This window comes from Pseudomonas sp. 05N433, assembly GCF_056396925.1.
This window is the reverse complement of the sequence record NZ_JBFTML010000070.1, coordinates 1-24,021: the sequence shown is the minus strand read 5'-3', so window position 1 is coordinate 24,021 and position 24,021 is coordinate 1. Positions and strand designations below refer to the sequence as shown.

Sequence of the window (24,021 nt, the reverse complement as noted above, 5' to 3'; positions counted from 1 at the left end):
CGCAAGAGTTGCCGCACCATTCGGTGCCGGGATAGCAAACAAATCGTCCTGGTTCATTGAGTTCGTGAATCAGGTTGACCGCCTGATCCCAGCGCTGCTCAGTGATATTGAAATCATTGGCGGTGTAACCGAGGACATCGAGCCCGGCGACATCGCGACCGTAGCTGAGGTTGTACAAGGTGTCGTTGGTGCCCACCGTGTCATCGGAGTGCACATGCAGGTCGGCGTACAGCGGGCGCAATGCAGTGCCAGCCGGATCGACCGTGACAAACGCCCGAGCGGCACGCACAAAAGGTACCGCCACCTCGGCCGACAAGCGCCACTCCCCCACCGCACCAAGATCAAAACCTTCAAGCCGGGCAGTCGCCCAACCTTCAGCCGCCAGGGTGAACGGTTGTTGTCGCTCCCCCCCTTCGGGATCAACCAGAGTCAGGACACCTTGGAGCGGCAAGTTGCGGCAGGTGTTGCCCCAGGCATCATCCACCCTGAGCAGTACGTCGAACGCCTCACCCGCGCTGACCAGGCGAGGCACGATCAACTGCACGCTTTGCGCCGGTCCCGGCACGATGTTCAGCAGCGGGTCACCCGGCACCTCGGCAAATTTCGAGCTGCCCAGCGGGTCGATGAACAAACGGAAACGGAAGTCCTTCTCGACAAAACTCTGCACCCGCGTACCCGCGCCGCCCTGACGACGATCGCCCAGGCGAATGATTATTTTGTCTCCCGGATTCAGGTAACCGTCGATGATGTCGATGATGATCGCTTTCTGAAACGGCCGTTCATGCCCCTTCTGGTCGAAGCGCACTTTCAGATGCTGCACAGAGGCCTGGCTCTGGCCAGGGACCAGCTCGCCTGCCTGATATTCGGCGCTGACATAGTTGGGGCCAGTCGGATTCGAGGTCTGGAACAAGGCCCAGTCGGAGTAGAACTTGAAGGCCAGTTTCAGCCAGGCGCCGTCCGCAAGGCCGCTGCCGCCGACCTCGTAGACCAGGGTAATTTCATCCCATTGGCCGGCAATCAGCGTGTCACGATCACAGTGGATGCTGCCCAGAAACGGGCGTTGTTTGTTGCGTTCGTAGAGGCCTTGAGGGGCAATGTAATACCCGGCTTCGCGGGGATCGAAAACGTTACTCACATGACACCTCGTGCAGTGGTCCACTGAAGGTTTGAAGGGGGTTGAAGTCAAATGACGATGCTTACTGCACTCGCCATTTCTGGTAATGACGCTCGATACGCCTGAACACAAAACTCTCCATCAGCCAGGCAATCAGGCCGATCACAACAATGCCCAGCAGCACCTGGCTGCTGTTGCCGATCTGCCCACCCGTCGACACCATCCAGCCGATGCCCTGGGACGCACCGATCATTTCCGCCGCGACCAATGCCCTCCAGCCCTGGCTGAAGCCGATGCGCAACGCCGCCGTCACGAAGGGCAGCGAGGCCGGCAGGTAAACGTGGGCCAGCAGTTGCCAGCGGTTGGCGCCCAAGGTGCGTGCCGCACGGACTTCACCGCCGCGGATACTCTGCACGCCCTCCTGAATGGTCACGGCCATGGGGAACATCGCGGCGATGAAAATCACCAACACGATGRAGACATAGCCCAAGCCAAAAATGATCATGATTAGCGGTGCCCAGGCGATCGGCGGGATCGCCATGAACAGGCTGTTGAGCGGCGAGATGAAATCGCGAAAACGCGAGGACAGGCCACCGGCAGTACCCAGCAGAATCGCGACGATCACCGCCGCGCAAAAGCCGCCAACCTCTTCAAGGACGCTGGCCCGCAGGTGCTGCCACAACGAACTGTCGCCCAGCCAGCGCACAGCCTCGCGGGCAACATCCCATGGCTGCGGCAGGATGTAAGTGGGAAAGCGGCTGGCCAGGGCCATCCAGATCAACAGCAGGAATGGCAGTGACGCCCATCCCCAATTCGGTTTTGGCAAGGACATGACAGACTCAGTGCGAGGCTTTTTGCAGGTAGGAGGTATCCACGATCTGTTCGGTCTTGAGCGTGGTATCGATAAAACCCAGGTCGTGGGAGTAATTCATCAGGCGCTGGATGAATTGAATATCCGCAGGCTGCAAGTCCGCTGACCAGCCCAACCGGGTACGTGCCTGGGCGACGATGGCTTGCGGGGCGATGGTCTTGCCGTCTACGCCTTGCACCGCTTCAAGCTTGAACGCCTCGGCGATGATTCGATTCGACTCATCGGGGTGCTCGTTGAGAAAGGCGATGGCCTTGCGGTGCGCACGCAGCAGCTTCACCACATCTTCCGGTCGCTCCTGCAAGGTTTTGGGTAAGGCGATCACCACGTACCAAGGGTAATTCGGCAGCGCCTGATTGACGTCGAGCAGGATCCGGCTCGACCCGCGCAACAACGACTGGCTGACAAAGGGTTCCCAGGAAAACGCCGCATCGACAATGCCGCGCTCCAGCGCCGCGTTCATATTGCCGGGTGGCATGTCGATGATGTCCAGATCCTTGTCAGGATTGAGCCCGGCCTTTTCTTTCAGCACATAGCCGCGCAGCAGCACATCCATGCCACTGCCCTTCTTGACCCCGGCCAGTTTTTTCCCCTTGAGTTCATCCAGGGCGGTAACCGGACTCTTGGCGTCGACAATCACCGCGGCCTGACCGTAATTGACCTTGGCCAGAATCCGGCTTTGCAGCCCCCGGGAAAACCATTGATACACCGGCGGCGTACCGACATAGGCCACATCCAGCTCGCCAGCGGCCAGCGCCTGCTGGATTACCGGACCATCGCCCAAGGCCTTGAGATCGACATTCAAGCCTTCCTCGCGGTAGTAGCCCTGTTTGTCGGCGATCAACGCCGGGGCGTTGGCCATGGCGAATACGTAACCCACACGCAAGGGTTTCTCTTCGCCAGCCACGGCGAATACGCTGCTTGCCAAGGCGGCAACAGACAAGGAAAGGGCAAGCAGCGAATGTTTGATCATGCTGTCAACTCAGGTTGGCGGGTTGGGTAAGCGGAGGCTGCAGGCACTTCCATGACCTGGGAAATGCGCTCCATCAGCTCATTGCGGTAATCGAGAAAGGCCGGCAACCGGCGGGTTTCGAGGTTGGAGCGAGGACGCGGCAAATGAATATTCAGTTCGCTGTGGATACCGCCGGGGGCGATGTTGAGCACGATGACCCGATCCGCCAGAAACACCGCTTCGTCGATATCGTGGGTAATGAACAGCACCGTCTGACCCAATTCAGCCCAGATGCGCAAGGTCTCTTYGTTCATGCTGTTGCGGCTGATGGCATCCAGTGCAGCGAATGGCTCATCCATCAGCAACACGCTGGGCTCCAATGCCAGGGTCCTGGCCAGGGAAACCCGCTGCTGCATGCCGCCAGACAACTGATGCGGCAACCGATGCGCGGCATTCTCCAGACCGACCAGACGCAGGTACTGCAAGGCTTGAGAACGCTGCTGCGATTCGTTGATCCGAGCCGCCATTCGCAGGCCGAAACGGACGTTTTCCAAGGCGCTCAACCAGGGAAACAACTGCGGCGCCTGAAACACATAACCCAACTCCGAACGCTCTGGACGCACCGCCGTCTGGTTGATACTGATCTGACCACTTTGCGGTTGCACAAAACCTGACAACAAGTTCAGCAAGGTGGTTTTCCCGCAACCGGATGGCCCCAGGATCGCAACGAACTCACCGGGCCTGGCGTTCAGGCTGAAAGAGGAAAACACGCGATGCCCATTGGGGTAGCTGAAGCTGATGTCATCGACCGTCAGCGCATCGGCTTGCTGCTGTGCGTAAGGGAGGGTTTTGAACATGGCAAGTGTCGTCAGGTCGTTTACAATGGGAATACCTGGCATAATACGTATTAATACAAGTCATCCCAATAACCTATTTTTATAACCTTAGAAGTGAAGGCGCACCGCCCTCCTCCAAGGCCATGGAAACCGACAGTGTCTACGTCCATTCTTCGCGACAGCACCACCTCACTCTACGAGCAGATTGCCCAGCAATTGCTGGAAGAGATTCAACGTGGCGACTTTGAGCCCAGCGGCAAGCTGCCGTCAGAAGCAGAGCTGGGTAAACGTTTTGCGGTGAGCCGCGTCACCGTTCGCCTGGCGGTGGGCAAACTCAGCGACGACGGCGTGGTAGAGCGCAAACAAGGCAAAGGCACCTTCGTGGCGGCCAAACAGGTGCGGCACGGCCTGGACGCGTTGCGTAGTTTTCATGAAGCCTTGTTGCTGCAAGGGCTCGAACCGAGCATGCGCGTCATCAGCCATACCCTGCAGCCGGTTCCAGAGGCATTGCGTGGTTTGTTTGAAGAAGCGGACGATTGCCTGCTTCTGGAACGACTGCATTTCGTCGATGACGAACCCATCGCACTGGGCCGCAGCCATTTACCGGCCGAATTGGCCAGCGTGGTCTGGACTGAAGTCGAGCATCAACCGATTTACTCCATTCTCGAGTCGATCACTGGCATGGCGGTCACCCGAGCCGATCTGGCGATCCGCGCGCAAGAAGCCGATAAACACCTGGCCAGTGCCTTGCACATCAAACGTGGCGCGGCACTGCTGGTCATGGAGCGCACCTCCTGGTTTGCCGACGGCCGCTGCTGCGACCGTACGACCTTCTACATCCGCCCGGAACGTTATGCCTTTGTCTTGAGTGGTGTCTTCAAGTCCAGACCCGCCAGCTGAATCAGTGCACCCGCAGGAATGCCCGCCTCAATCGCCAATTCAACCCGACGCATGGCGGTCAATGGGGTTTCCATCGCCGGTTTGATTCTCACCGTGCCGTGGGTTTCATTGGCCCGGGAGCTCAAGGCTTTTGAGAAAGCCTGCGACCAGCGCGTTGAACGCCTCGCCTTGATCATCGTGTACATAGTGACTGGCGCCTGCGACCTCCACCGTCTGGACGTGCGGATTGCTGGCGCTCATCGCTTGCAGCATCGCGGGCGGCAGAAAGTCCGAGCGGCCGCCGCGAATGAACAGGGTCGGGCAATCCAGCGCGCGCACCGCCGGCCATAGGTCCGTCGGCTCGATACTCAGGCGCGCCTCGGCAATACCCTGCTGATCATGGCGCCAGGTGATCACGCCATCGCTCTCTTTCATCGAATGAGTGAGCCTTGATGCCAGGCCCTGTTCCGACAACCCAGGGCGCGAAGCCTGCCAGAATGTGCGGGCCGCCTCCCAGCTATCGAACTGCAAAGGCGTCTGGCTCATCTCGCGGCGAATGCGCGCTGCGCCATCGCCCTGGATTGAGGAGCCGGGGCCGATGTCCTCGATCATCAAGCCAACCAATCGCCCCGGGTTTTGCCGCGCATATTCAAGGGCGTTGGCGCCCCCTAATGAGTGCCCCAGCAATACAAAACGCGACAAGCCAACATGGGCGACCAAGTCCTCGAGGTCCTCGACATACGACTGCGTGTGGTAGCTGCCGGGCGCGACCCAGTCACTCAGTCCTCGACCGCGCTGGTCCAGGGCATAGACGCAGTAGCCTGCACCCAGAGATTGCACCAGCGATTCCCAGGTTTGGGCATAGGCCCGCAAGCCATGCAATAGCACCAGAGGCACACCGGTGGATTCACCCCAGCGCAAAAAGTGCAGGCGCAAGCCAGATCGGTTGGTAAAGAAACAGCTGTCAGAAGGCATCGTTTGGTTCCTTATATGCGTGGCTTCGACCGACCTAGAAACGATCGAACCGATAAGGGCTTGGATCAATGATCGGCGCATGACCGCTGACAAGATCCGCGGCGAGGTGACCTGCCGCGGGCGACGTGCCGAAGCCGTGCCCCGAGAAGCCGGTGGCCACGGTCAGCCCCGGAATCTGCGCGACCGGCCCAATGACAGGATTCGAATCGGGTGTGACATCAATAGTGCCTGCCCAGGCCTGGGCGATCCGCGCCTGTTCAAACACCGGCCAGGCCGCAATGAGGTTGTTCATCGCATCGTTATTGAGCCGCGGGTTGGCGGCCGGGTCCTGCACCCTGACGCGTTCGAACGGGCTGACACTGTCGGATTTCCAACGCCGGGCAAGCGCCAGGTCATTGAAAAAAGGCTTGCCCAACGACACGTTCAGAACGCTGCGTTGCGCACGGAACTGCGGCATGTATTGCTTGGCAAGCAACAGGTGGTCGAGGGTCAGGAAGGCATCCAGTTTGCCGCGCTGGGTAATGATGAAGCCGCCGTCCTTGTGCTTGCGAAACGAAAAGTCCGGTGCGCCGACAGCAATTTCCGTCGGCCCCTCCATTGGGTGAGTACGTAGCACCGAGCAGGTCAAGGGCAAGGTCGGCAACGACACACCGAGGTTGCCCAGAAAACGCCGTGACCACATCCCCCCAGCCAGCAGCACATGATCACAGCGAATCTCACCTTGCTCGGTGACCACGCCACTGACCGTGCCGGCGGACATTTGCAGCGTCCGTACCGCGCACTGCTCGATAATCACCACACCCAGGGCCATGGCGGCCTTGGCGATAGCGCTGCTTGCCAGCGTCGGTTCGGCACGCGCATCGGACGGCGTGAAGATGCCACCGGCCCACTCACCCACGCCACCGGGCACCAACGCGTCAATCTCGCGCTTGCTGAGCAGCCGTGAATCCAGCGACAAATGCTCCACCGACTTGAGCCATCCCTCGTGCATCGCCATCTGCGATGGGTTGCGGCCCACGAACATGATGCCCTCCTGGCGATACCCGACATCCGCCCCTACCCGCTCAGGCATCTTTGCCCACAGACGGTCAGCGGCGAGGGCCAGGGGGATATCGGCCGCATGGCGGCTGGTCTTGCGTACCCAGCCCAGGTTGCGTGACGACTGCTCGCCGGCGATACGACCTTTTTCCAGCACCACCACCGCAATATTGCGTTCGGCCAATGTCAACGCTGCAGTCAGGCCGATAATCCCGCCGCCAATGATGACGACGGAGGTTGCGGAGGGAAACACGGTAGACGTTTTCACGGGCGCTATAGTGGGTGCCATGATCAAGACTCGGTAAACGAATGAGGTAGGCCACGCCTGCGCATGGCCGCGTGACAGTTACTGCGACAGTCGAATGACTTCAACTTGCGCCTTCGACGCGTTGCGATACGCCGTCACTTCCAGCTCCACCTTGTAGACCGTCGACCCCAAGGGCGGACAGGTGACGGTGCTGGCTGGATCAACGCCGCGAAACTTTTCGCCGATCAGGGCCATCACGACAGGTACGTCCTTGGGGTCCTGGATGAACACCCGCGAACACACCACATCAGCCAGGCTCGCATCGACCGCCGCCAGGGCCGCCTCGATGTTGGCAAACACTTGATGCGTCTGCTCGAGGATACCTTCCGGAATCAGCTTGGTTTGTGGGTTGCGGCCTGCGGTGTTGGACACGTAGATCCAGTTGTCCACGACCACCAGGCGCGAATAGCTGGCCTGATCTTCAAACGGGGAACCGGTCTTGAGCTTGATGATTTTTGTCATGTGGAATGCCTCGTCAATATTAGTGATGGCTGGCTTAGCGCAGAACCGGGGTTTCCCACAGGTTCAAGGTGACGCCGATGCCTTTTTCGATGGCGTTGCGGTAAACCACCGTGCCCCAGGCCACGTCTTCCACGGGCATTCCGCCCACCGACATGATGATGATTTCTTCATCGTTCTTACGGCCTTGCGCGGCCCCGGCGATGATCTTGCCAATGTCCTCGACGTCTTCGAGCCGCATCTTGCCTTCGGCAATCATGTCCATGAAGCGCACGCCAATCACCGGCACGCAGTGATGCGCAGGCTTGGGCAATTCTTCAAACCAGGCTTGGTAGAGACCGGTGTTGTCCAGCACCTTGCGTACGTCGCGCTGTTCCATCCCGTCGTCAAGGGAGCAGGATGCTGGCATCGCGAGGAAGGCACCTGGCTTGACCCACTCGCGCTTCACAATTGGGTAGGTTGTGGGATCACCCACCTCACCGGAGCTACAATAAGTAACAAGGTCGGAGTCACGAACCACCGCTTCAAGGGTGTCGACCACTTCGATCGTGGTGACCTGCGGGTAGGTTTCCTTGACCCAGGCAATAAAGTTATCAAGGCTCTTCTGGCCGCGACCCTTGATCTTCAGTGTGTCGATATGCGGGCATACCGCGATGAATGCCGCCAGTGTGGTCTTGCCCATTACACCCGGGCCGAGCAGGCCGACGACTTTCGAGTCCTTGCGTGCCAAGTGGCGCGCGCCCACGCCGGGAATCGCACCGGTGCGGTACGCGGACAGCAGGTTGGCCGACATATGGGCCAGCGGTGCGCCGGTGTCGGGGTCGTTCAAGGTAAACATCAGAATCGAGCGCGGCAGGCCTTTTTCGCGGTTGGCGATATTGGAGCCGTACCATTTCACGCCTGCGGTGCAAAAGCTGCCGCCCAGGTAGGCAGGCATGGCCATCATGCGTCGGTCAGCCGTGGGCTTGGGCATGTTCGGGAAGGGTGAATCCTGCGGGAAGATCACCATCGCGCCATGGGAGTCATTGTTCGGACCGGCCATGCGATAGTCACCGGCATAGAGCAGGCCGAACATCTCCTCCATGGTGTTCACGCACGCCAGCATGTCAGTCACGCCCGCGCGGATCATGTCCTGCTCGGAGAGGTAGATGAAGTCGATTTTTGTATTTGTAGACATAGTTATTCTCGGGCTGAAGGTGATATCGCTGCGGTAGGCGCAGCTCCACGCTGTCGACCTCGAGTATCAGGGCGCGCTTTTCGGCGGTATTGTAAATTTCGGACATGCCCGATTGACCGGCGCGCAACAGTTGGCGTGATTAATGCGTGAAAACTTCCGTATCGCTGCTCATCGAAGGTGCAACCATGATCAAACAGTGCGCGCCGCCTCCCAGGCACCACACTGCGAACGAACAGCCCTGGTTCGTGCTCAACTCTTCACGGTATTCGGTCATGCCCTCCGAACACCCGGCGATTTCGCATTTCTATGCCTTCGATGTGGCTCAGTCAGCCAACCTGCTGGCCGTGCCGGACGGTTGCGTGGATATTGTTTTCGACTGTGATGCAACACGCCCTACCGCCCGGATCTGTGGCACGCCGCTGGCTGCCCAAGCGGTCGAGTTACACCAGAACCATCACTACTTCGGCGTGCGCTTTTCACCGGGCGTCATTCCCGGATTTATCAATGTGCTGGCCGAGGAATTGACCGAACGGGAACTCGACCTGCTGGAGGTCTCGGGGTTCGCCCAGCGCATCTTCGAAAATATCGTTCAAGCACCACTGCTGGGCGATCAGATGCGGCTGTTCAACGACTACCTCGCCCCCCGCCTGATGGGGAGAACGTCAGCACTCACGGCCATGGTCATTCAGCAGGCGCTGCGCCACCGCGGTGATATTCGTATTCAGCAACTGGAAGAACTCAGCGGGTACACCAGTCGCACGCTGCACCGACAGTTCAGCCAGGACACTGGTATGTCACCCAAGACCTTTTGCCGAATCATCCGCTGCCAGGCAGCTCTGGACACCCTCAATACCCAACACGATGTATCGTTTTCGGAGCTGGCCCTCGACCTGGGCTTTTCCGATCAATCGCACTTCCTGCGCGACTTCAAGAAATTGGTCAGTACAACGCCTTGCGACTATCAACGCAAAATGGTCCAAAACGCCTATAGCGACCGCATCAACTACGCCTGACCCGCCCTTTCAAAATTTCACGAGCGCTTGAATATCAGCCTGGAAAAGGAAATCGGGTGGGAGGACAGCGTCAGCCGCACATGAGGTCTTTAGCGCATAGCCCTGAGCGTTTCAGACGGTGACTCGCCGAACAATTGCCGGTAATGCGCGGCAAAGTGGCTCAGATGAAAAAAGCCCATCGCCATCGCGATCTCACTGATGTTGTGAGTGCAGGCAGAGGTTGTGATCAAGCGGCGTCGCACCGCGTTGAGGCGTAGATTGCGCAGGTATTCGACCGGACGCATTCCGGTCACTGCCTGAAAACTGTTCTGCAGGGTCCGGCGACTCACCCGCAGGTGCTCGCACAGGTCGAGAATGCTCAGTGGTGTATCACCACTGGCATCGATCAGCTCTTGGCAACGCTTCACCAGGTAAGCACTCACGGCGAAATTACCGCGACGACAACGTACCTCATCGGTGGCGTGGCTGAACAAATCGAGGAACGCGCCGAGCAGTTCTTCCTCCAGCATTTTCTCGGCGGTTGAGTTGATAGCGTCCGTCTGTTCCAAAAGGTGATGAAACAGCGGGTGGATACGCTGACGTATTCGCAACAGTAACGCATCATCCACGCTGAGTTGGGACGTGGTCTTCAGGCGCTTGAGCTGATCGTCAGACAATTCGAAGGCCGCCAGTTTGGCGAAGCGTACCGCGTCGATATTGAGCGCAAAGAAGTGCATGCCTTCAGGGGCGTGCAACACAAACTCCTCGCCGTCACGCAACAGTACCACGCTGTGAGTGCCCACCTGTTGCCCCTGCACCACCGGCGCGCAGCCTAACGACATGGCTGCGCACAGCCGACCTTTGGGCGCATAGCCGCGCTGTACCACGCGTTTGTCCAGCACTTCCTGGAAGATTTGAAAGCGGTCAGAGGACAACTGCCGCAGCTCACTGGTCAGGCAGCCACGGCCGAGTTGGTCATACACTTGTCGCCAGCCCTGGATGGAGCCAGCGTGTTGTTGAGGGTCATTGAAGGTTCGAACTTCAGCAAGCATGGTCGTCGTTCCTCGGTGGCCCCGTTTGTTTATCGGCCTGAAAGGGACTCAGTCATCCGTGACGGCAGCTATCGTTCACACCGGGGCGGCGTCCGCCTTGAAAACCAAAGCCAGTTCCATGCCAAGCATGTGCAGGCAGTACGTGGCGGGCTGGATATTCATCGGCGGCAACAACGCCCCGGACAACACGACCTGCCCAGCCTCCACAGGTTGACCGTCGGCCAACAGACGCCGAATCAGCCAGCACAGATTGGCCAGCGGGCTGTCCTCCCGATCACGCGTATTACCGTTACCGCAGAGCGCGCCGTCGCACTCCAGGCGATACGCTACGTTGACGTGGTGTACAGGATCGAACGGGATACGCGGTCCGAGACAATAAAGCCCCGCCGCCGCGTTGTCGGCAAGAAAGGCGCCCACTCCGAAATCCCAGCCCTGCCAACGGCAGTCGGCGATCTCGAACGCGGGCGCTACGTCGCCGATGGCGGCCAGAATATCCTCGTCACGGTAATCCCCCGGCGCCAGGGTACGCCCCAGTACAAACGCCAATTCGATCTCCAGCTTGGGCTGGATCAATCGCGAGAACTCCACCGCCGTACCCGGCTCGACGATCATGCTATCCATCAGGCCGCCATACACCGGCTCGTCAAGGCCAAAGCGTTTTTGCGCGGCGCTGCCGGCGAAGGCGACCTTCCACCCGCTCAGTCGCTCGCCTGCGGCTTGGCGATGGTCCAGCGCCTGGCGTTGCAGCGCATAACCCGCAAGCCGATCTATCGCCTCGGGGGCCAGTGGCGCAATGGCTTGCACCGTGCGCGTTGCCTGATGTAGCCGGTTAAGTAGCGCGTTGCCGCTGTTCATGACAGTTGCTCCGCCAGTTTGCGCAGCACACCTTCAAGCCTCTCTGGTGTGGTAATGGCGGCGACAAACCGGTCCGGACGCACCACCACGATGCAGTCACGCACCCTGGAGAACCATTCACCCAGGCGATTATCCACGTCCTCCACGCTGATGGCGTCCGAGGCCGTCAACGGCTGGCCACGTCCGATGCCGCTGCGCGAACGATTGACCTGAATGAAACGCGTGTCCCAGCGCGCCCAATAAGCGGCCATTTCCTCGCTGAGTTGCTCGCGCGGGTTCACCCGATAACCCAGCACCGCATAGGAATTGCCAAGCACTTCGTCCAGGCGACGACGCTGCCCCTGGGCGTCTTCGATATGCGGCTGTACAAACAGCTGGCCGACCAGGTCGTCCTCGCGCAACTCGGCCCGCTCGTGATAGACCAAGCCCTTGGTGATGGTGGCCTTGGGTTTGAATTTGAACTCCAGCAGGTGCGAGCGCAGGTTGTCGACACTGTTCACCGCCTGGAACAGCCAGTCGCGCACGCCGGCCATCAGCGGGTTGGTCATTCCCAGTACCGCGCCCATGTTGTCGGCCAGGGCTACCAGCTCGGTGGCATGCCCACGGCGCTCCTGGTCGTAGCTGGCGAGGATCGAGTGCGAGGCACGGCCCTGGATGATCGCCGCCAGTTTCCAGGCCACGTTGGCCACGTCCCTCAGCCCGGAATTGAGGCCCTGCCCGGCCCAGGGTGGAGAAATATGCGCGGCATCACCCACCAGCGCCACACGCCCTTCGACAAACCGCACCGCGACCCGGGAGTGGTGGGTATAGGCGCGGATGCGGATGATGTTCAACTGATCGACCGCGTTGCCGATATGCCCACGGATCAAGTCGCGAATGGTGCTTTCCTCACACATCCTCGCTTCATCTTCGCCCTCCAGGAGCATGAATTCCCAGCGGCGTTGCTGGTACGGCAGATAGATGCACACGAAGGGCCGCTCCGGGTCGGCATGCAGTGCGGTGTAGGGTGCATCTAGGGTGTCATTGGCCGTATCGACCACCACCCATTTGCGCGCATGTGTCAGCCCCGACAGCTCGATACCGAGCTTTTTACGCACAGTGGAGCGTCCGCCATCGGCGCCGATGACATAGTCAGCCCGCAGTTGATAAATCTCGCCTTGAGCATCGCGCACCTGCAATGTCACGCCCTGCCCGTCCTGCTCGAGTTCGAGCATTTCGTGGCCTTGGCGCAACACAACGCTGGCACGCTGTCCCAGGGTTTCGCGCAACGTGCCTTCCAGCAACTGCTGCATGAAAATATTACGCATTGGCCAGCCGTAATGGGCGGTACTCGGCTTGACCTCGGCGAAGCACACACCGCGTGCATTGTAATAGCGCAGCGGTACATCGTAGATCATGTCGCGTACAGCGAGATCGGCGATGCCGATCCCCTGCAGCACGCGCAGTGCTTCATCATCCATGCCCACCGCGCGTGGGTAAGGCAGTACGCCGTCGGCAAGCTCAAGGACGACGCAGTCGATACCGTACATCCCCATATAGTGTGCGGCCGTGATCCCGTTAGGGCCGCCGCCGACAATGACAACTTGGGTCTTCTCCTGCTTCATCGCTATTCACCGCTTTCTTGTTGTGTTTTTAATYCGACGCCGCTAAAGCCATGCGCCTGAAATCAGTGCAGTCCATCAATACCTTTGACGTCTGCCGCCTGCAGACCGCCCAGCCGCGCATGCAAGCGCCCGCGCGTGGCGAAGGCCCAGATCACGATTACCTCATCCGGCGCGGGGCCGTCGCCAAACATCAGGGACATGCTGTCGTAATGGGAGCGTACATACAGTGCATCCTTGTGGGCCAACGGCACATCGATGGTTGAACCCGGGGCGCCCCGTTTGCCGGTGGACGGCACCCAGGATTTGCCCCCGCCCAGCGCCAGGCGCACCGGATCGGCAGCCGGGTTGGTCAGGAACGCATTGCCGTGTTCGTATTCGCCCTGGCTGCCCACCATGCAAGCTTTACCGTAGCTGACAATATCCCGCGAGCCGGCCAGCGCCTGAATGCGACGACCGAACTCTTCGCCCAGCAGCGGCGACGGTTCTACCAGCTCTGTCAGCGACTCGCTGTAGCGACCGGCATAGGGGTTGGCGATCACGGCGGCGACGGCATATTTGAACAGCGGCTCGCCATCGGCTAACTGRCCACTTTCGTTGGCCAGGGTTTCTTCGACAAAGCTGTACCACTTGCGGATGTGATACGAAGCAAAATTCGCGGTTTTCATCTGGGTGGCCTCAAAGTGGGTCGAGTGGGTCTAGATTGAAATGTCGGCTTGGCGCGCCAGCGGCCTTGAACCGGGCCTTGCCGCGCGCATCGTCGTGTTCGGTCTCAAGGAAAAATTCCATGCGATTACCGTCAGGGTCGTTGAAATACACACCATGGCCGATTTCGTGATCGGTGATCTTCACCACCTCGACGCCCTTGCCCAGCAACATGCCGTAGAGCTGGCGCAAGGTGGTCATGTCCCCGGCGATTTCCAATCCATAGTGTTGCAACCCCAACCCGCCCTGATGGGCGCCGGGCTCTGCACGAAGCAAGGCGATGTCGTGATGTTTGGTGCCAAACGCCATCATGACCCAGCTTTCGCCCCGGGCACTTTCATGCATGCCCAGGATGTCGGCGTACCAGCGTGCCGACACATCAGGATCACTTACCGAGAGCGATAAGTGAGTACGAAGGATTTCGACTTTCATCGCGTGATACCTCAGCTTTTTTTGACCACGGATTGATGCCCTGCCTTGATCTGCGCCACCGCGGGGGTCCAGAGCACGTCAGCGATCTCACTGAATTCGCGCCACTGTTTCTGCCAGCCATCACCGCCATTCCCGGAGGTGAACAAGTGCCCGTACTTGGTTCCCGCAACGATCTGTCGCGGATTTTCCGGGTTGAAGGCAATGGCCCAGACGCAGGAATTGGGTTGTTGCGGCAGGGGCAGCACTTCCCAGCTGAGCGCAGCATCACGGGACACCAGGATCTTGCTGGTGGTACCGGGCGTGCCATCGGAAATACTCAGGTACAGGTCGCTTTGCGTGCCCAACGGCGCGTTCATGGCGCGCATGTAGTACAGGCCAAACGCTTCTCGACCGATAATGCCAGTCCAGGTCAGCCCCTCATCCAGGCTGCGGTAGACGGCGTTGACGCAGACCACCACGATGACTTTCTGACCATGATTGGGCAGTACCAGAATGTTGTGGACATCCGAGTTGTAGTCCCACAGCAGCCGATCATCGACGCGCGTCCAGCTGTCGCCACCGTCACGGGAGTGGAATAACCCACCCTCTTCAAGGCCGAACCATAGCTGGTTGCGGTCGGTCGGGTCATAGGCGAAAGCCAGCAGCCGTGGGCGGCTGACTCCGTCGCAGAATTCCGGAATCTCAACCGGCGCACGATCCCAACTGAGACCACCGTCCAGCGTCCGCCACAGTACGGCGCGCGAAGGTGCACCGGTGCCGACGAAAATCCGTTGCGCGTCCTGCGGATCGACGGCGACTTTCCAGACCGTCTGCCCGTTGAAAGGCGAATCGACCCGCTGCCAATGGCCGCCGGTGTCGCGGCTGACACACAAACCTACGTCCGTGCCGGCGTAGATCACCTCAGGCTCGCCGGGGTGCACGCTCAAGGATCGAGTGATCGCGTCGAACTCCAGATCCTGGCCCAGGCCCAGGCGATGCCAGGTCCGACCCTCGTCGGCGCTGCGGATCACCGCCTGCCCTACCGTGGCCACTAACAGGGTTCCGTTACTCATCGTTGGTGCTCCTCAGATGTAGATGCCGCGGGTCAAACCGCCGTCGATGCCGATGGATTCTCCGGTCACCGCGCCAGCCTTCGGCGACGCCAGGAAACCAATCAGCCAGCCCATTTCAATCGGTGCCAGGGTGCGGCGAATCGGCGTCGCGTCGATGTAGGCCTGCTCAACCTGTTCCGAGGTCTTGCCTTGCTTGACCGCTTCGCGCTCGTACAACTCCTGGATGTGCGGGGTATCCACCACGCCGGGATGGATCAGGTTGACCGTGATGCCCGAAGGGCCCAACTGGTCGGAGAGGGTTTTGGTCATGTGGGCGATCGCCAGGTTGCGCATCCCCGAGAGGACTTTGCTGCTACGCCCGGTGAGGCCGCCGATGTTGATGATGCGACCGAAACCGCCGGCCTTCATGTGCGGGGTCACTGCCTTGGCGCAACGGAAGTAGCCGATCACCTTGGTGTTGAGATCCGACAGCAACTCGTCGTCGCCGGCATGTTCGATGTCATTGCGCACCACGCCGGACGGCGCTGCGGCACCGTTGACCAGGATGTCGATGCGGCCGAAGTGTTTGTGCGCAGCTTCGACCATGTCAGACACGGCCGACATCTGATTGGTGTCGCAGTACAGCGGCAGTACTTCGTTGCCGGTCTGAGCCGTGATCTCTTCGGCAGCCTGTTGGAGAAACTCCATGCGGCGTGCGCAGATCACCACCTTGCAGCCCTCTTCGGACAGAAAACGTGCGACTTCCTTGCCGATACCCATACCGCCGCCGGTGACGATGGCCACGCGGCCTTTCAATTCCAGATCCATAGCATTTCCTCTTGTGATTATTCGGTTCAGGCGAGATCGACGAAGACGCTCTTGGTCTCGGTGTAGGCATCGATCACGTTTTTACCCATTTCCCGGCCCCAGCCAGATTGCTTGTACCCGCCGAACGGCGAAGCCGCGTCGACCACGTTCCAGCAGTTGATCCACACCGAGCCCGCCTTGAGCTGCGCCGCCACGCGGTGCGCCGAGCGCAAGTCGCGGGTCCACAGGCCTGCTGCGAGGCCATAAGGCGAATCGTTGGCGCGCAGCACCAGGTCGTCGATTTCGGTCCAGCTCATGACGGTCAGCACCGGACCGAATATCTCTTCGCGGGCGACACAGGCACGTTCGGCGCGATCAAGGAACACGCTGGGCGCAATGAAGTGGCCGCGCTCCAGGTGGGCGGGACGGCCGCCACCGCAGATCAGTTCGGCGCCCTCCTCCTGACCACGTTGCAGGTAGCCTTTGACCGTGCTCAATTGGCGGCCCGACACGAGTGGGCCCATGCTGGTGGCCGGGTCCAAACCATTACCGAGCACGTGGGCGGTGGCATGCCGCTCAAGTTCTTCGAGCACCTGATCGAGCACACTGGCGTGTACGTATAAACGTGAGGCAGCCGTGCACACCTGGCCCTGGTTGTAGAAGATGCCATCGGCGGCACCTTTGGCGGCGCGCACGATATCGGCGTCTGGCAAGATGATGTTCGGCGACTTGCCGCCCAATTCCAGCGAGACCTTTTTCATGTTGCTGGTGGCCGCCTGAGCGATCAGCCGACCGACCTGGGTCGAGCCGGTAAAGGCAATTTTGTCCACGTCGGGATGCTGCGCCAGCGGTCCGCCCGTTTCCGCGCCAAGACCGGTGATCAGGTTGACCACCCCCGCTGGAAACCCGGCGGCCTCGATCAACTGCACCAGTCGAATCGCGACCAGTGGAGTTTGCTCGGCAGGCTTGAGCACCGCGACACAACCTGTCGCCAGCGCCGGGCCAAGCTTCCACACGCACATGTTCAACGGGAAGTTCCACGGTACGATCAGCGCGCACACACCCACCGGTTCACGCAAGGTGTAGTTGAGCATCGGCGCACCGCTGGCCGGCGATACAGGCAACGTGCTGCCTTCGATCTTGGTCGGCCAGCCGGCGAAATAGCGAATGATGGTCGCCGCACTGGCCGCTTCACCTCGAGCGGCCGAGATGGGCTTGCCGTTCTCCAGCGTGATCAACTGCGCCAGCTCCTCGCGGTGCTGATCCAACAGGTCCGCCAGTCGAAACAGCAGCAGACCGCGCTGGGCGGGAGACTGCAGCGCCCAGGCGCCGTTGAACGCTGCGCGGGCTGCCGCAACGGCCGCATCTACGTCACGCGCGTCACCTTGGGCCACTTCCGTCAGGGTTTCTTCAGTTGCCGGGTTTTCCACGGCAAACCGTCGGCCAGCGGCGGCGTCCTGCCAACTGCCACCGATAAACAGGCGGCCAGGCTGGGACAGAAAATGTTGCACAGCAGGTAGCACTTCGAACTGTTTCATCATCGACTCCTTCACAGCGCCATTTCGATCAGGCAAGGACCACCGTCGGCATTGGCATTGGCCAGCGCCTGTTGCAGTTCGGCATTGGTGTGCACTGTGCAGGCCGGCACACCGTAGCCCTTGGCCAGCGCTTTCCAGTCAATCCGCGGGCTATCGAGCACCGTCAGGCGCAGGGCTTCGGGGCCCATTTCAGTCATGCCGAAGCGGCGCAGTTCGTTCTGCAAAATGGCGTAGCGATGGTTGGCGGCAATCAGGATCACCACCGGCACCTGCTCACGGGCGATGCTCCACAGGGTTTGGATGGTGTACTGGGCACTGCCGTCGGATTGCAGGCAGAACACGCGATTGCCCCGCTCCGCCAAGGCGGCGCCAAACCCCACCGGAATGCCCTGGCCGATCGCGCCACCGGTATTGGTCAACACCCGGTGCCGCGCGGCGCTAGCAGAGGCGGTGAAAAACGGATAGCCACAAGTGCCGCCTTCCACGGAGACAATGCTGTCGTCCGGCAGCGATGCGGCTAAAACCTGGCCGATGGACTGAGGTGTGAGCTCGGCATGGCCTAGCGGCAGTTCGATGCCCATCGGTGTCGGCACGTAGGCCGGTGCATTGAGGGCATCGGCCAGCGCCGTCAGCGCGCCGGCTACATCGTCACCGACATCGGCCAGCGTCAGCAGACGCTCACGCTCGGCGAGGCGCGACGGGATGCCTTCGTAGCCGAAATAACTGATGGGCTCCGGCACCCCGGCACACACGACCTGGTCGTACTGCTCAAGGATTTCAATGGCCCCTTCCGGGAAGTACGGCAGGCGATCCAGATCCGGCAAACCACCACCACGGTAGCTGAGCCGTGGAAAGGTCTCGGCAAACAGGCGCATGCCAGGCAGTTGGGCCAGGCGCCCCGCTGCTTCCAGACCCGCGACCGACAACCCCTCATCCCCGACAATAAACACCAGGCGCTGCCCGTCACGCAGGGCCTGCGCCACCGTCTCGACCCGGTCACCGGCAAACCGGCGAACCGGCGCCCGCATCGGAGCGAACACGCCGTTGTGCGTCACTGCGCTGGCTTGCAGATCCATGGGCAGAATCAGGCTGGCGATCTGCCCTTTGGCCTGCCAGGCCGACCGCACCGCTTCCTGCAAATCTTCGCCGATACCCGACGCCGTACGCGAGGTGCGCACCCAACCGGAGACAGTCCCGGCCAAGGCCTGGATGTCACTGGCCAGTGGCGGATCGTAGTTGACATGCCATGACGCGTGATCACCGATCACGTTGACGATAGGGGTATTGGCACGACGCGCGTTGTGCAGGTTGGCGATGCCATTGGCAAACCCGGGGCCCAGGTGCGTCAGGGTCATCGCCGGCTTGCCGGCAATCCGGCCATACCCATCCGCCGCCCCCGTGCACACCCCTTCGAACAACGACAACACCGGCTTCAGTGCTGGTGCGCTGGCCATGGCCGCCACCAATGGAATTTCGGTGGTTCCGGGGTTGGCGAAGCAGTATTCGATACCGCTTGCCGCTGCCGCATTCACTATCAGTTGCGCACCATTCATTTTCAGCCCTCTTGCTTGAGCATTTGCAGTGATGAGATTTATCACACACAAATACTCAACCAACAAGCATTAAATTAGTATTTGTCTCGTTTTGTGAGATTTATGCGATTTTATTTGCACCAGAAAGACTGCCGAGATTGCGTTTTTCTCTCACTGAGGTAGTGTTGCGCCAGCGCTTGGCGCTTCTGCGGGATGTCTGGTCTACGCCGGAACGAAGCACGCGCCCTCCCCCCGTCTTTAGGAACGAAATGAGTAGCCTGAGCAAATTGCTGAGTGTCCTGGACCTGTTCGGTCCACAGACATTGAAAATCGACCCCGACACCATTGCCGAGCGCATGGGCCTGTCACGTGCGACCGTGTACCGCTACGTCAAGGATTTGTGCGACGCCGGCCTGCTGACCCGCGTGGACGCCGGCAGTTATGGCTTGGGACCGCGAGTCATCGAACTGGACTGGATGATGCGTCAGTACGACCCTATCCTCGTTGCCGGGCGCGAGTTGATGCACGAGCTGTCCGCGCAAACCGGCCTGGCCGTGTTTGCGAGCGTCTTTTATGACGGTCGCATCATCAACACCTACATCGCCGAACCCACCGACACCTACCACTTTGCGTTCGGGCGCGGGCAACCGCTGCCGTTCTTTCGCGGCGCGCAATCCAAGGTGTTGATCGCCTTTCAGAAAGGTCGCCGTTTGCAACGCTTGTTCGACGAGCATATGGCCAACGACCCGGACTGCCCTTATGACTGGTCAAGCTTCTCCAAGGCCGCGAAAAAGATTCGCAAGGACGGTTACTGCCTCACCCATGATGAACTCAACCTGGGCTTGACCGGCATCGCCGCACCCATCATCCAGACGGACATCGACGAAGTGGTTGGCAGCCTGTCCGCCGTCGGCAGCACGCAGAGCTTCAAGCTGCTGCGCCAGGAAACCGTGATCGAAATGGTCATGGATACCACTCGGCGCATCGCCGAAAACATGCGTAATCAGTCGAACACCACCACGCCCTAGCCTATGGACAAGCCGCCGGTCCCTTACCGGGGACGCGGCGGATGTGCGGTCAGAACGGAACAGCCACCGTCAATTGGCTGTACAGGTTGGTGCCATTACCGCCGACTTGATTGCCACCCGTGGTTGAGTCCTGATCGGGTTTGTAGAGGCCAATCAGCGGGGTAATGATCAAGTGCGGGTTGGCTGCCCATTCGGCGTAGATATCCAGCTCACGGGCATTGAGGTTCAGCGCGTTGTTTTTACGCACCGTGTCGAAATCGAAGTACAGCGCGCCCAAGGTCAGGTTTTCCAGCGGAGTGGCATTCAGACCGACGTGCTGAATGCTGGTATTGCTGTTGAACGGCCCGGCGTAGTTTCCGGCGACTTCGCCCTGGAACCAGGTGCCGTAGCCCATGCTCAAGCCAGTGAACAGCGGATCCCATTTCTGTGAATAGCGGGTATAGCGATAGGTCACCTTGGGCGCCCAGGCGGTATCGGCGAAGGTGTAGCCCGCTTCGCCGTACCAGGCTTTCTCAGGCCCGGCGTCCTTGTCCTGCCAGGCGTATTCGAACGCCAGGCTGACGTTCTCGATGCCCGCATCGCCTTCACCGCGAACGCTGTAGACGTTCATGCCTTTGCGCTGGCGTTGAACGTCGGTGGCCCATTGATCGCTCACGTCGATGCCGTGTACCCAGGTCAACCCGATCGTACCCGGCTGGGTGGTGTAATCCAGCGTGCCGGCGGCCAGTTCGGTTTCGGCCTGGACGCGGTTGTCGGATTTGAGCCACACCAGACTGCCGTGCAGGCCATCTTGCCCACCCAGGCGCAACAGCGCGGTTTGATCGAACGCATGCCGTGCAGCCAGGTAATAAGCGCCCCCACGGTTCATAGTGCCATTGGCCGGACCCTCGCCCAGGTTCAGTCCGTCATCGTTGATCAGGAACCCTCGGCCCAGCTTGACCACCTGGCGCCCGCCGGAAATATCAACCCCGTCCTTGCCTAACGCAGGGAACAGGTCGCCGGAGCGCCAGCCCAGGTAGGCGTCTTCGATCTTTGTTGTGCGCTCGGTTCCCAGGGAATTGYCGCCTGGGTCGCCGTCGCCCCAGGTGGCGGAACTGACCAGGGCGAATGCCCCATACGCGGTGCCATTGCCCGCCAGGGACTGGTCGCCATTCAAGCCGTACTTGATGAAGCCTTCGCGCCAGGTAGATCCACCGGGTGTGCCGTCGTAGTTCTTGCGACTGTTGAACTGGCCGAACACGGCGGTCATGTCTGCGTTGAGGTGACGGCTCTCATCACTGTACAACTCATAGGCCTGGGCCTGATTGATGGCACATAGAACCAATGTGCACACAAGCGTGCTACCAAACACGGGATGGCGTGATGGATTGCGCATGGCTCAAGCTCCTTGTGGTGCGCCTTTAAAAGGGCGGACAAACAGCAGTTGCTGGCCAGTGAACTCCAGCAGCCCCTCAAGGCCGAACTCGACGCCAAACCCGGACATCTTGCTGCCGCCAAACGGCGTATTCGGCTGAATCTGCGCGTGGCAATTGACCCATGCAACGCCGCTTTCCAGGCGGCTGGCCAGTGCCTGGGCCTGCTCGACATCCGGCCCCCAGACCGATCCGCCCAGCCCCATGTCACCGGCATTGGCGCGCCGCAGCACATCCTCGACATCCCGGTACGCGATCAAGGGCAACACAGGACCGAACTGTTCCTCGTCGACCAGGCGCTGGCCATCTGTCACGTCCGCGACCAAGGTGGGTGGATAAAAAAAGCCGGGACGATCCAGACGCGCGCCGCCGCACAGCACGCGCGCGCCTTGTGCTCGCGCGTCAGCGACCAGCGCGTCGACAAGCTCCAATTGCTCAAGGTTTTGCACCGGTCCAAAGGTGACGCCAGCTTCCAGGCCATCGCCCACCACTTGGCGCGTCGCAATCAGGGTCAGCGCATCAGCGAAGGCCTGGTACTGCGATTCATGGATATACAGGCGCTTGAGGGCCGCGCAGGTCTGGCCCATGTTGAGAAACGCCGCCTGGAAAATCTCCTCGACCACCGCCTCAACCGGCGTACCGGGCAGGACGATTGCCGCGTCATTACCACCCAGCTCCAGCGTCAGGCGCTTGAGGTTGTTGGCGGCGCCGCGCATGACGCTTTGTCCGGTGGCGGTCGAGCCGGTGAACACAATCTTCTGAATGCCGGTATGCGAAGTGATTGCACTGCCGAAACCTTGCTCGCCCGTCAGGCAATTGATCACGCCGTGAGGCACATGGCGGGCGATGATCTCCACCAGGCGCAAGGTGCTCAGCGGGGTCAGGCTCGACGGTTTGCTGATCACACAGTTACCGGCTCGCAGCGCCGGCATGATGTGCCAGACGGCGATCATGAATGGCCAGTTCCACGGCGTGATCGACGCCACCACACCCAAAGGCTTGCGATGCAACTCGATCCGCTGGGTGGGGGTTTCCTCCACCAGCTCCACGGCAATCTCCTGCCCGGCCGCATAGCGGGTCCAGGCGGCGGACCCCATGACTTCGGAAAACGCCAGTTCCAGTGGTTTACCTTGTTCCAGCACAATCAGTCGGGCCAGTGACTCTGCCTCCCGCTCGATATCCGCCGCAACCGCCAACAGGCGCTCGCAACGGTCTGCGTGGGTGCTGTGCCGCCAGCTTTTGAACGCCGCTTGTGCAGCGTCGACCGCCTGGTCGAGTTGCGCCAGCGAGCCGGCGGGGCATTGGGCGAATGCAGCACCGGTGGCCGGGTTGATCACATCAAACTGGCCCTGTTCACCGGCGACCTGAACGCCATTGATGAGCATCTTGTAGTTGTGCATTTGAAACCTTCCTTTCACACACTGACGAGCCATGCCGGGCAACGGCAGGCTGGAATTGTCTGGTTAGTCGAGCAGTAACGAGTGCGGCCTTAAAGCTTGTGGCTGCCCAAGGCGAGAAACCGTTGCGGGGAGATCTTTCGCAAGCGCGCGGCGAGCATGACGCCGATGATCAGGGCCGCGGGAATGATGGCGCAGAGTCCGTAGGACAATAGCTGGCTGGCCCCGGTCAACACGTCGAAATGCACCACCGCCAGCCCCAGCACGAGCACCAATGCCAGGGAGGAGAAAACAGGCAGGATGCGCCCGCGCCATATCCCGACGTTAAGCTCGGGATGACGCTGAAAGTAGACGCAGACCGCTACCGACGTCAGCGCCATCAGTAAAATGACGCAGAGGGTGGCGAGGTTGGAGAACCAGGCGAACAGTTGCAGGATCGGGTCCGCATCCAATGCAGCGAAAATCAGTACCACCACAGCAGCAATCAGGCTCTGCAACACCGAACCCATATGGGGGCTCTGATGCACGCGGTGAGTGGTGCCCAACAGACTGTGCAACAGGCCATCACGGCCGATCGCGTAAAAATAACGCGCGGCGGCGTTATGAAAGGCCAGGAGGCCGGCATAGATACTCACCATGAACAGCACCCGGATAATCTGAGTCAGCCAGGGGCCGACAAAGTGATCGGACATGCCGTAGATAAACGTCGTGGGATCCTGCAAGGCCTGCAGCATCGGCACGATCTTGTCCGCGCCCACGCCCACCACCATCGACCACACCGACAGCGCGTAGAACCCACCGATCAGCAACACAGAACTGTAGGTGGCAATCGGGATAGTACGCTGCGGGTTCTTGGCCTCTTCGCCGTAAATAGTCGTCGCCTCAAAGCCGATAAATGCCGCGAAGCAGAACAGCAAGCCGATTGACGGTGTGCCGCTGAACACATGACCGCGATCAAACGCATCAAGGTTGATGCCGCTGTCGCCGCCGGATTTGAGGATGGAAAAATCCAGGATCAGGATCGCCAGGTACTC

The 24,021-nt window shown here is 60.4% G+C and carries 22 protein-coding genes and 2 pseudogenes; 3 read left to right on the top strand and 21 right to left on the bottom strand.

Annotated features, from left to right (window positions below):
- The 4 genes and pseudogenes from AC1DIS_RS26705 to AC1DIS_RS26690 all read right to left on the bottom strand — a co-directional run.
- Positions 1 to 1,135 (bottom strand): annotated as a pseudogene (locus AC1DIS_RS26705) (hypothetical protein); the annotation flags it as partial.
- 61 nt (positions 1,136 to 1,196) lie between these two features.
- Complete coding sequence (locus AC1DIS_RS26700; RefSeq protein ID WP_477781186.1) at positions 1,197 to 1,946, bottom strand: ABC transporter permease; 750 nt, start codon at positions 1,944 to 1,946, stop codon at positions 1,197 to 1,199.
- Between the two features lie 7 nt (positions 1,947 to 1,953).
- Positions 1,954 to 2,955, bottom strand: coding sequence for an ABC transporter substrate-binding protein (locus AC1DIS_RS26695; protein ID WP_477744362.1), 1,002 nt, complete (start codon positions 2,953 to 2,955; stop codon positions 1,954 to 1,956).
- Positions 2,952 to 3,791: an ABC transporter ATP-binding protein gene (locus AC1DIS_RS26690; protein WP_477781185.1), complete on the bottom strand. Its 840-nt coding sequence runs from the start codon at positions 3,789 to 3,791 to the stop codon at positions 2,952 to 2,954. Before AC1DIS_RS26690 ends, AC1DIS_RS26695 begins: the two co-directional genes overlap by 4 nt.
- A gap of 135 nt (positions 3,792 to 3,926) precedes the next feature.
- On the opposite strand from AC1DIS_RS26690, the gene AC1DIS_RS26685 reads away from it, so the two are divergent.
- Positions 3,927 to 4,670 (top strand): GntR family transcriptional regulator, encoded by a 744-nt coding sequence (locus AC1DIS_RS26685; RefSeq protein WP_019578600.1) that lies wholly within the window; start codon positions 3,927 to 3,929, stop codon positions 4,668 to 4,670.
- On the opposite strand, the pseudogene AC1DIS_RS26680 reads toward AC1DIS_RS26685, so the two are convergent.
- The 5 genes and pseudogenes from AC1DIS_RS26680 to AC1DIS_RS26660 form a co-directional block, all read right to left on the bottom strand.
- Positions 4,658 to 4,765, bottom strand: a pseudogene (locus AC1DIS_RS26680) (aldehyde dehydrogenase family protein); the annotation flags it as partial. The gene AC1DIS_RS26685 and the pseudogene AC1DIS_RS26680 sit on opposite strands and share 13 nt — an antisense overlap.
- A gap of 10 nt (positions 4,766 to 4,775) precedes the next feature.
- Entirely contained in the window at positions 4,776 to 5,624 is an 849-nt protein-coding gene (locus AC1DIS_RS26675) for an alpha/beta fold hydrolase (RefSeq protein WP_477744361.1), read from the bottom strand.
- 34 nt (positions 5,625 to 5,658) lie between these two features.
- The gene (locus AC1DIS_RS26670) at positions 5,659 to 6,951 is read right to left on the bottom strand and encodes an NAD(P)/FAD-dependent oxidoreductase (RefSeq protein WP_026345799.1); all 1,293 of its coding nucleotides are present in this window, start codon (positions 6,949 to 6,951) and stop codon (positions 5,659 to 5,661) included.
- A gap of 57 nt (positions 6,952 to 7,008) precedes the next feature.
- Positions 7,009 to 7,431, bottom strand: a complete 423-nt coding sequence (locus AC1DIS_RS26665) for a RidA family protein (protein WP_477744360.1) — start codon at positions 7,429 to 7,431, stop codon at positions 7,009 to 7,011.
- 34 nt (positions 7,432 to 7,465) lie between these two features.
- Positions 7,466 to 8,605, bottom strand: coding sequence for an ornithine cyclodeaminase family protein (locus AC1DIS_RS26660; RefSeq protein WP_018927864.1), 1,140 nt, complete (start codon positions 8,603 to 8,605; stop codon positions 7,466 to 7,468).
- A gap of 185 nt (positions 8,606 to 8,790) precedes the next feature.
- Here AC1DIS_RS26660 and AC1DIS_RS26655 point away from each other — a divergent pair, with 185 nt between their 5' ends.
- The gene (locus AC1DIS_RS26655) at positions 8,791 to 9,618 is read left to right on the top strand and encodes an AraC family transcriptional regulator (RefSeq protein ID WP_018927863.1); all 828 of its coding nucleotides are present in this window, start codon (positions 8,791 to 8,793) and stop codon (positions 9,616 to 9,618) included.
- 89 nt (positions 9,619 to 9,707) lie between these two features.
- On the opposite strand, the gene AC1DIS_RS26650 is transcribed toward AC1DIS_RS26655, so the two are convergent.
- The 9 genes from AC1DIS_RS26650 to AC1DIS_RS26610 form a co-directional block, all read right to left on the bottom strand.
- Positions 9,708 to 10,649 carry a helix-turn-helix domain-containing protein gene (locus AC1DIS_RS26650; RefSeq protein WP_018927862.1) on the bottom strand — a complete coding sequence of 314 codons (942 nt, stop codon included), beginning with the start codon at positions 10,647 to 10,649 and terminating at the stop codon, positions 9,708 to 9,710.
- Between the two features lie 75 nt (positions 10,650 to 10,724).
- On the bottom strand, positions 10,725 to 11,504 hold the full coding sequence (locus tag AC1DIS_RS26645; protein WP_138867351.1) for a 2-keto-4-pentenoate hydratase: 780 nt from the start codon (positions 11,502 to 11,504) through the stop codon (positions 10,725 to 10,727).
- Complete coding sequence (locus tag AC1DIS_RS26640; RefSeq protein WP_477748904.1) at positions 11,501 to 13,108, bottom strand: bifunctional 3-(3-hydroxy-phenyl)propionate/3-hydroxycinnamic acid hydroxylase; 1,608 nt, start codon at positions 13,106 to 13,108, stop codon at positions 11,501 to 11,503. The genes AC1DIS_RS26645 and AC1DIS_RS26640 overlap by 4 nt, the downstream gene beginning before the upstream one ends.
- A 62-nt stretch (positions 13,109 to 13,170) precedes the next feature.
- Positions 13,171 to 13,773, bottom strand: coding sequence for an amino acid synthesis family protein (locus AC1DIS_RS26635; RefSeq protein WP_018927859.1), 603 nt, complete (start codon positions 13,771 to 13,773; stop codon positions 13,171 to 13,173).
- A gap of 10 nt (positions 13,774 to 13,783) precedes the next feature.
- Positions 13,784 to 14,242, bottom strand: a complete 459-nt coding sequence (locus AC1DIS_RS26630; protein ID WP_018927858.1) for a VOC family protein — start codon at positions 14,240 to 14,242, stop codon at positions 13,784 to 13,786.
- Positions 14,243 to 14,253: 11 nt separating this feature from the next.
- Positions 14,254 to 15,294 (bottom strand): VPS10 domain-containing protein, encoded by a 1,041-nt coding sequence (locus AC1DIS_RS26625; protein WP_018927857.1) that lies wholly within the window; start codon positions 15,292 to 15,294, stop codon positions 14,254 to 14,256.
- Between the two features lie 12 nt (positions 15,295 to 15,306).
- Positions 15,307 to 16,101, bottom strand: a complete 795-nt coding sequence (locus AC1DIS_RS26620; RefSeq protein WP_019578593.1) for an SDR family NAD(P)-dependent oxidoreductase — start codon at positions 16,099 to 16,101, stop codon at positions 15,307 to 15,309.
- 26 nt (positions 16,102 to 16,127) lie between these two features.
- Entirely contained in the window at positions 16,128 to 17,618 is a 1,491-nt protein-coding gene (locus tag AC1DIS_RS26615; protein ID WP_477744359.1) for an aldehyde dehydrogenase family protein, read from the bottom strand.
- An 11-nt stretch (positions 17,619 to 17,629) separates the two neighbouring features.
- Positions 17,630 to 19,171, bottom strand: coding sequence for an acetolactate synthase large subunit (locus tag AC1DIS_RS26610; protein WP_477744358.1), 1,542 nt, complete (start codon positions 19,169 to 19,171; stop codon positions 17,630 to 17,632).
- Between the two features lie 248 nt (positions 19,172 to 19,419).
- Here AC1DIS_RS26610 and AC1DIS_RS26605 point away from each other — a divergent pair, with 248 nt between their 5' ends.
- On the top strand, positions 19,420 to 20,178 hold the full coding sequence (locus tag AC1DIS_RS26605; RefSeq protein WP_018927853.1) for an IclR family transcriptional regulator: 759 nt from the start codon (positions 19,420 to 19,422) through the stop codon (positions 20,176 to 20,178).
- A 49-nt stretch (positions 20,179 to 20,227) separates the two neighbouring features.
- Here the strand turns inward: AC1DIS_RS26605 and AC1DIS_RS26600 are convergent, their stop codons facing one another.
- The 3 genes from AC1DIS_RS26600 to AC1DIS_RS26590 all read right to left on the bottom strand — a co-directional run.
- Positions 20,228 to 21,553, bottom strand: coding sequence for an alginate export family protein (locus AC1DIS_RS26600; protein ID WP_477781184.1), 1,326 nt, complete (start codon positions 21,551 to 21,553; stop codon positions 20,228 to 20,230).
- 3 nt (positions 21,554 to 21,556) lie between these two features.
- Positions 21,557 to 22,990, bottom strand: a complete 1,434-nt coding sequence (locus AC1DIS_RS26595) for an aldehyde dehydrogenase family protein (RefSeq protein ID WP_018927851.1) — start codon at positions 22,988 to 22,990, stop codon at positions 21,557 to 21,559.
- Between the two features lie 89 nt (positions 22,991 to 23,079).
- Positions 23,080 to 24,021, bottom strand: a 942-nt coding sequence (locus AC1DIS_RS26590) for an APC family permease (RefSeq protein WP_477744356.1), incomplete at its 5' end; no start/stop codon positions are given.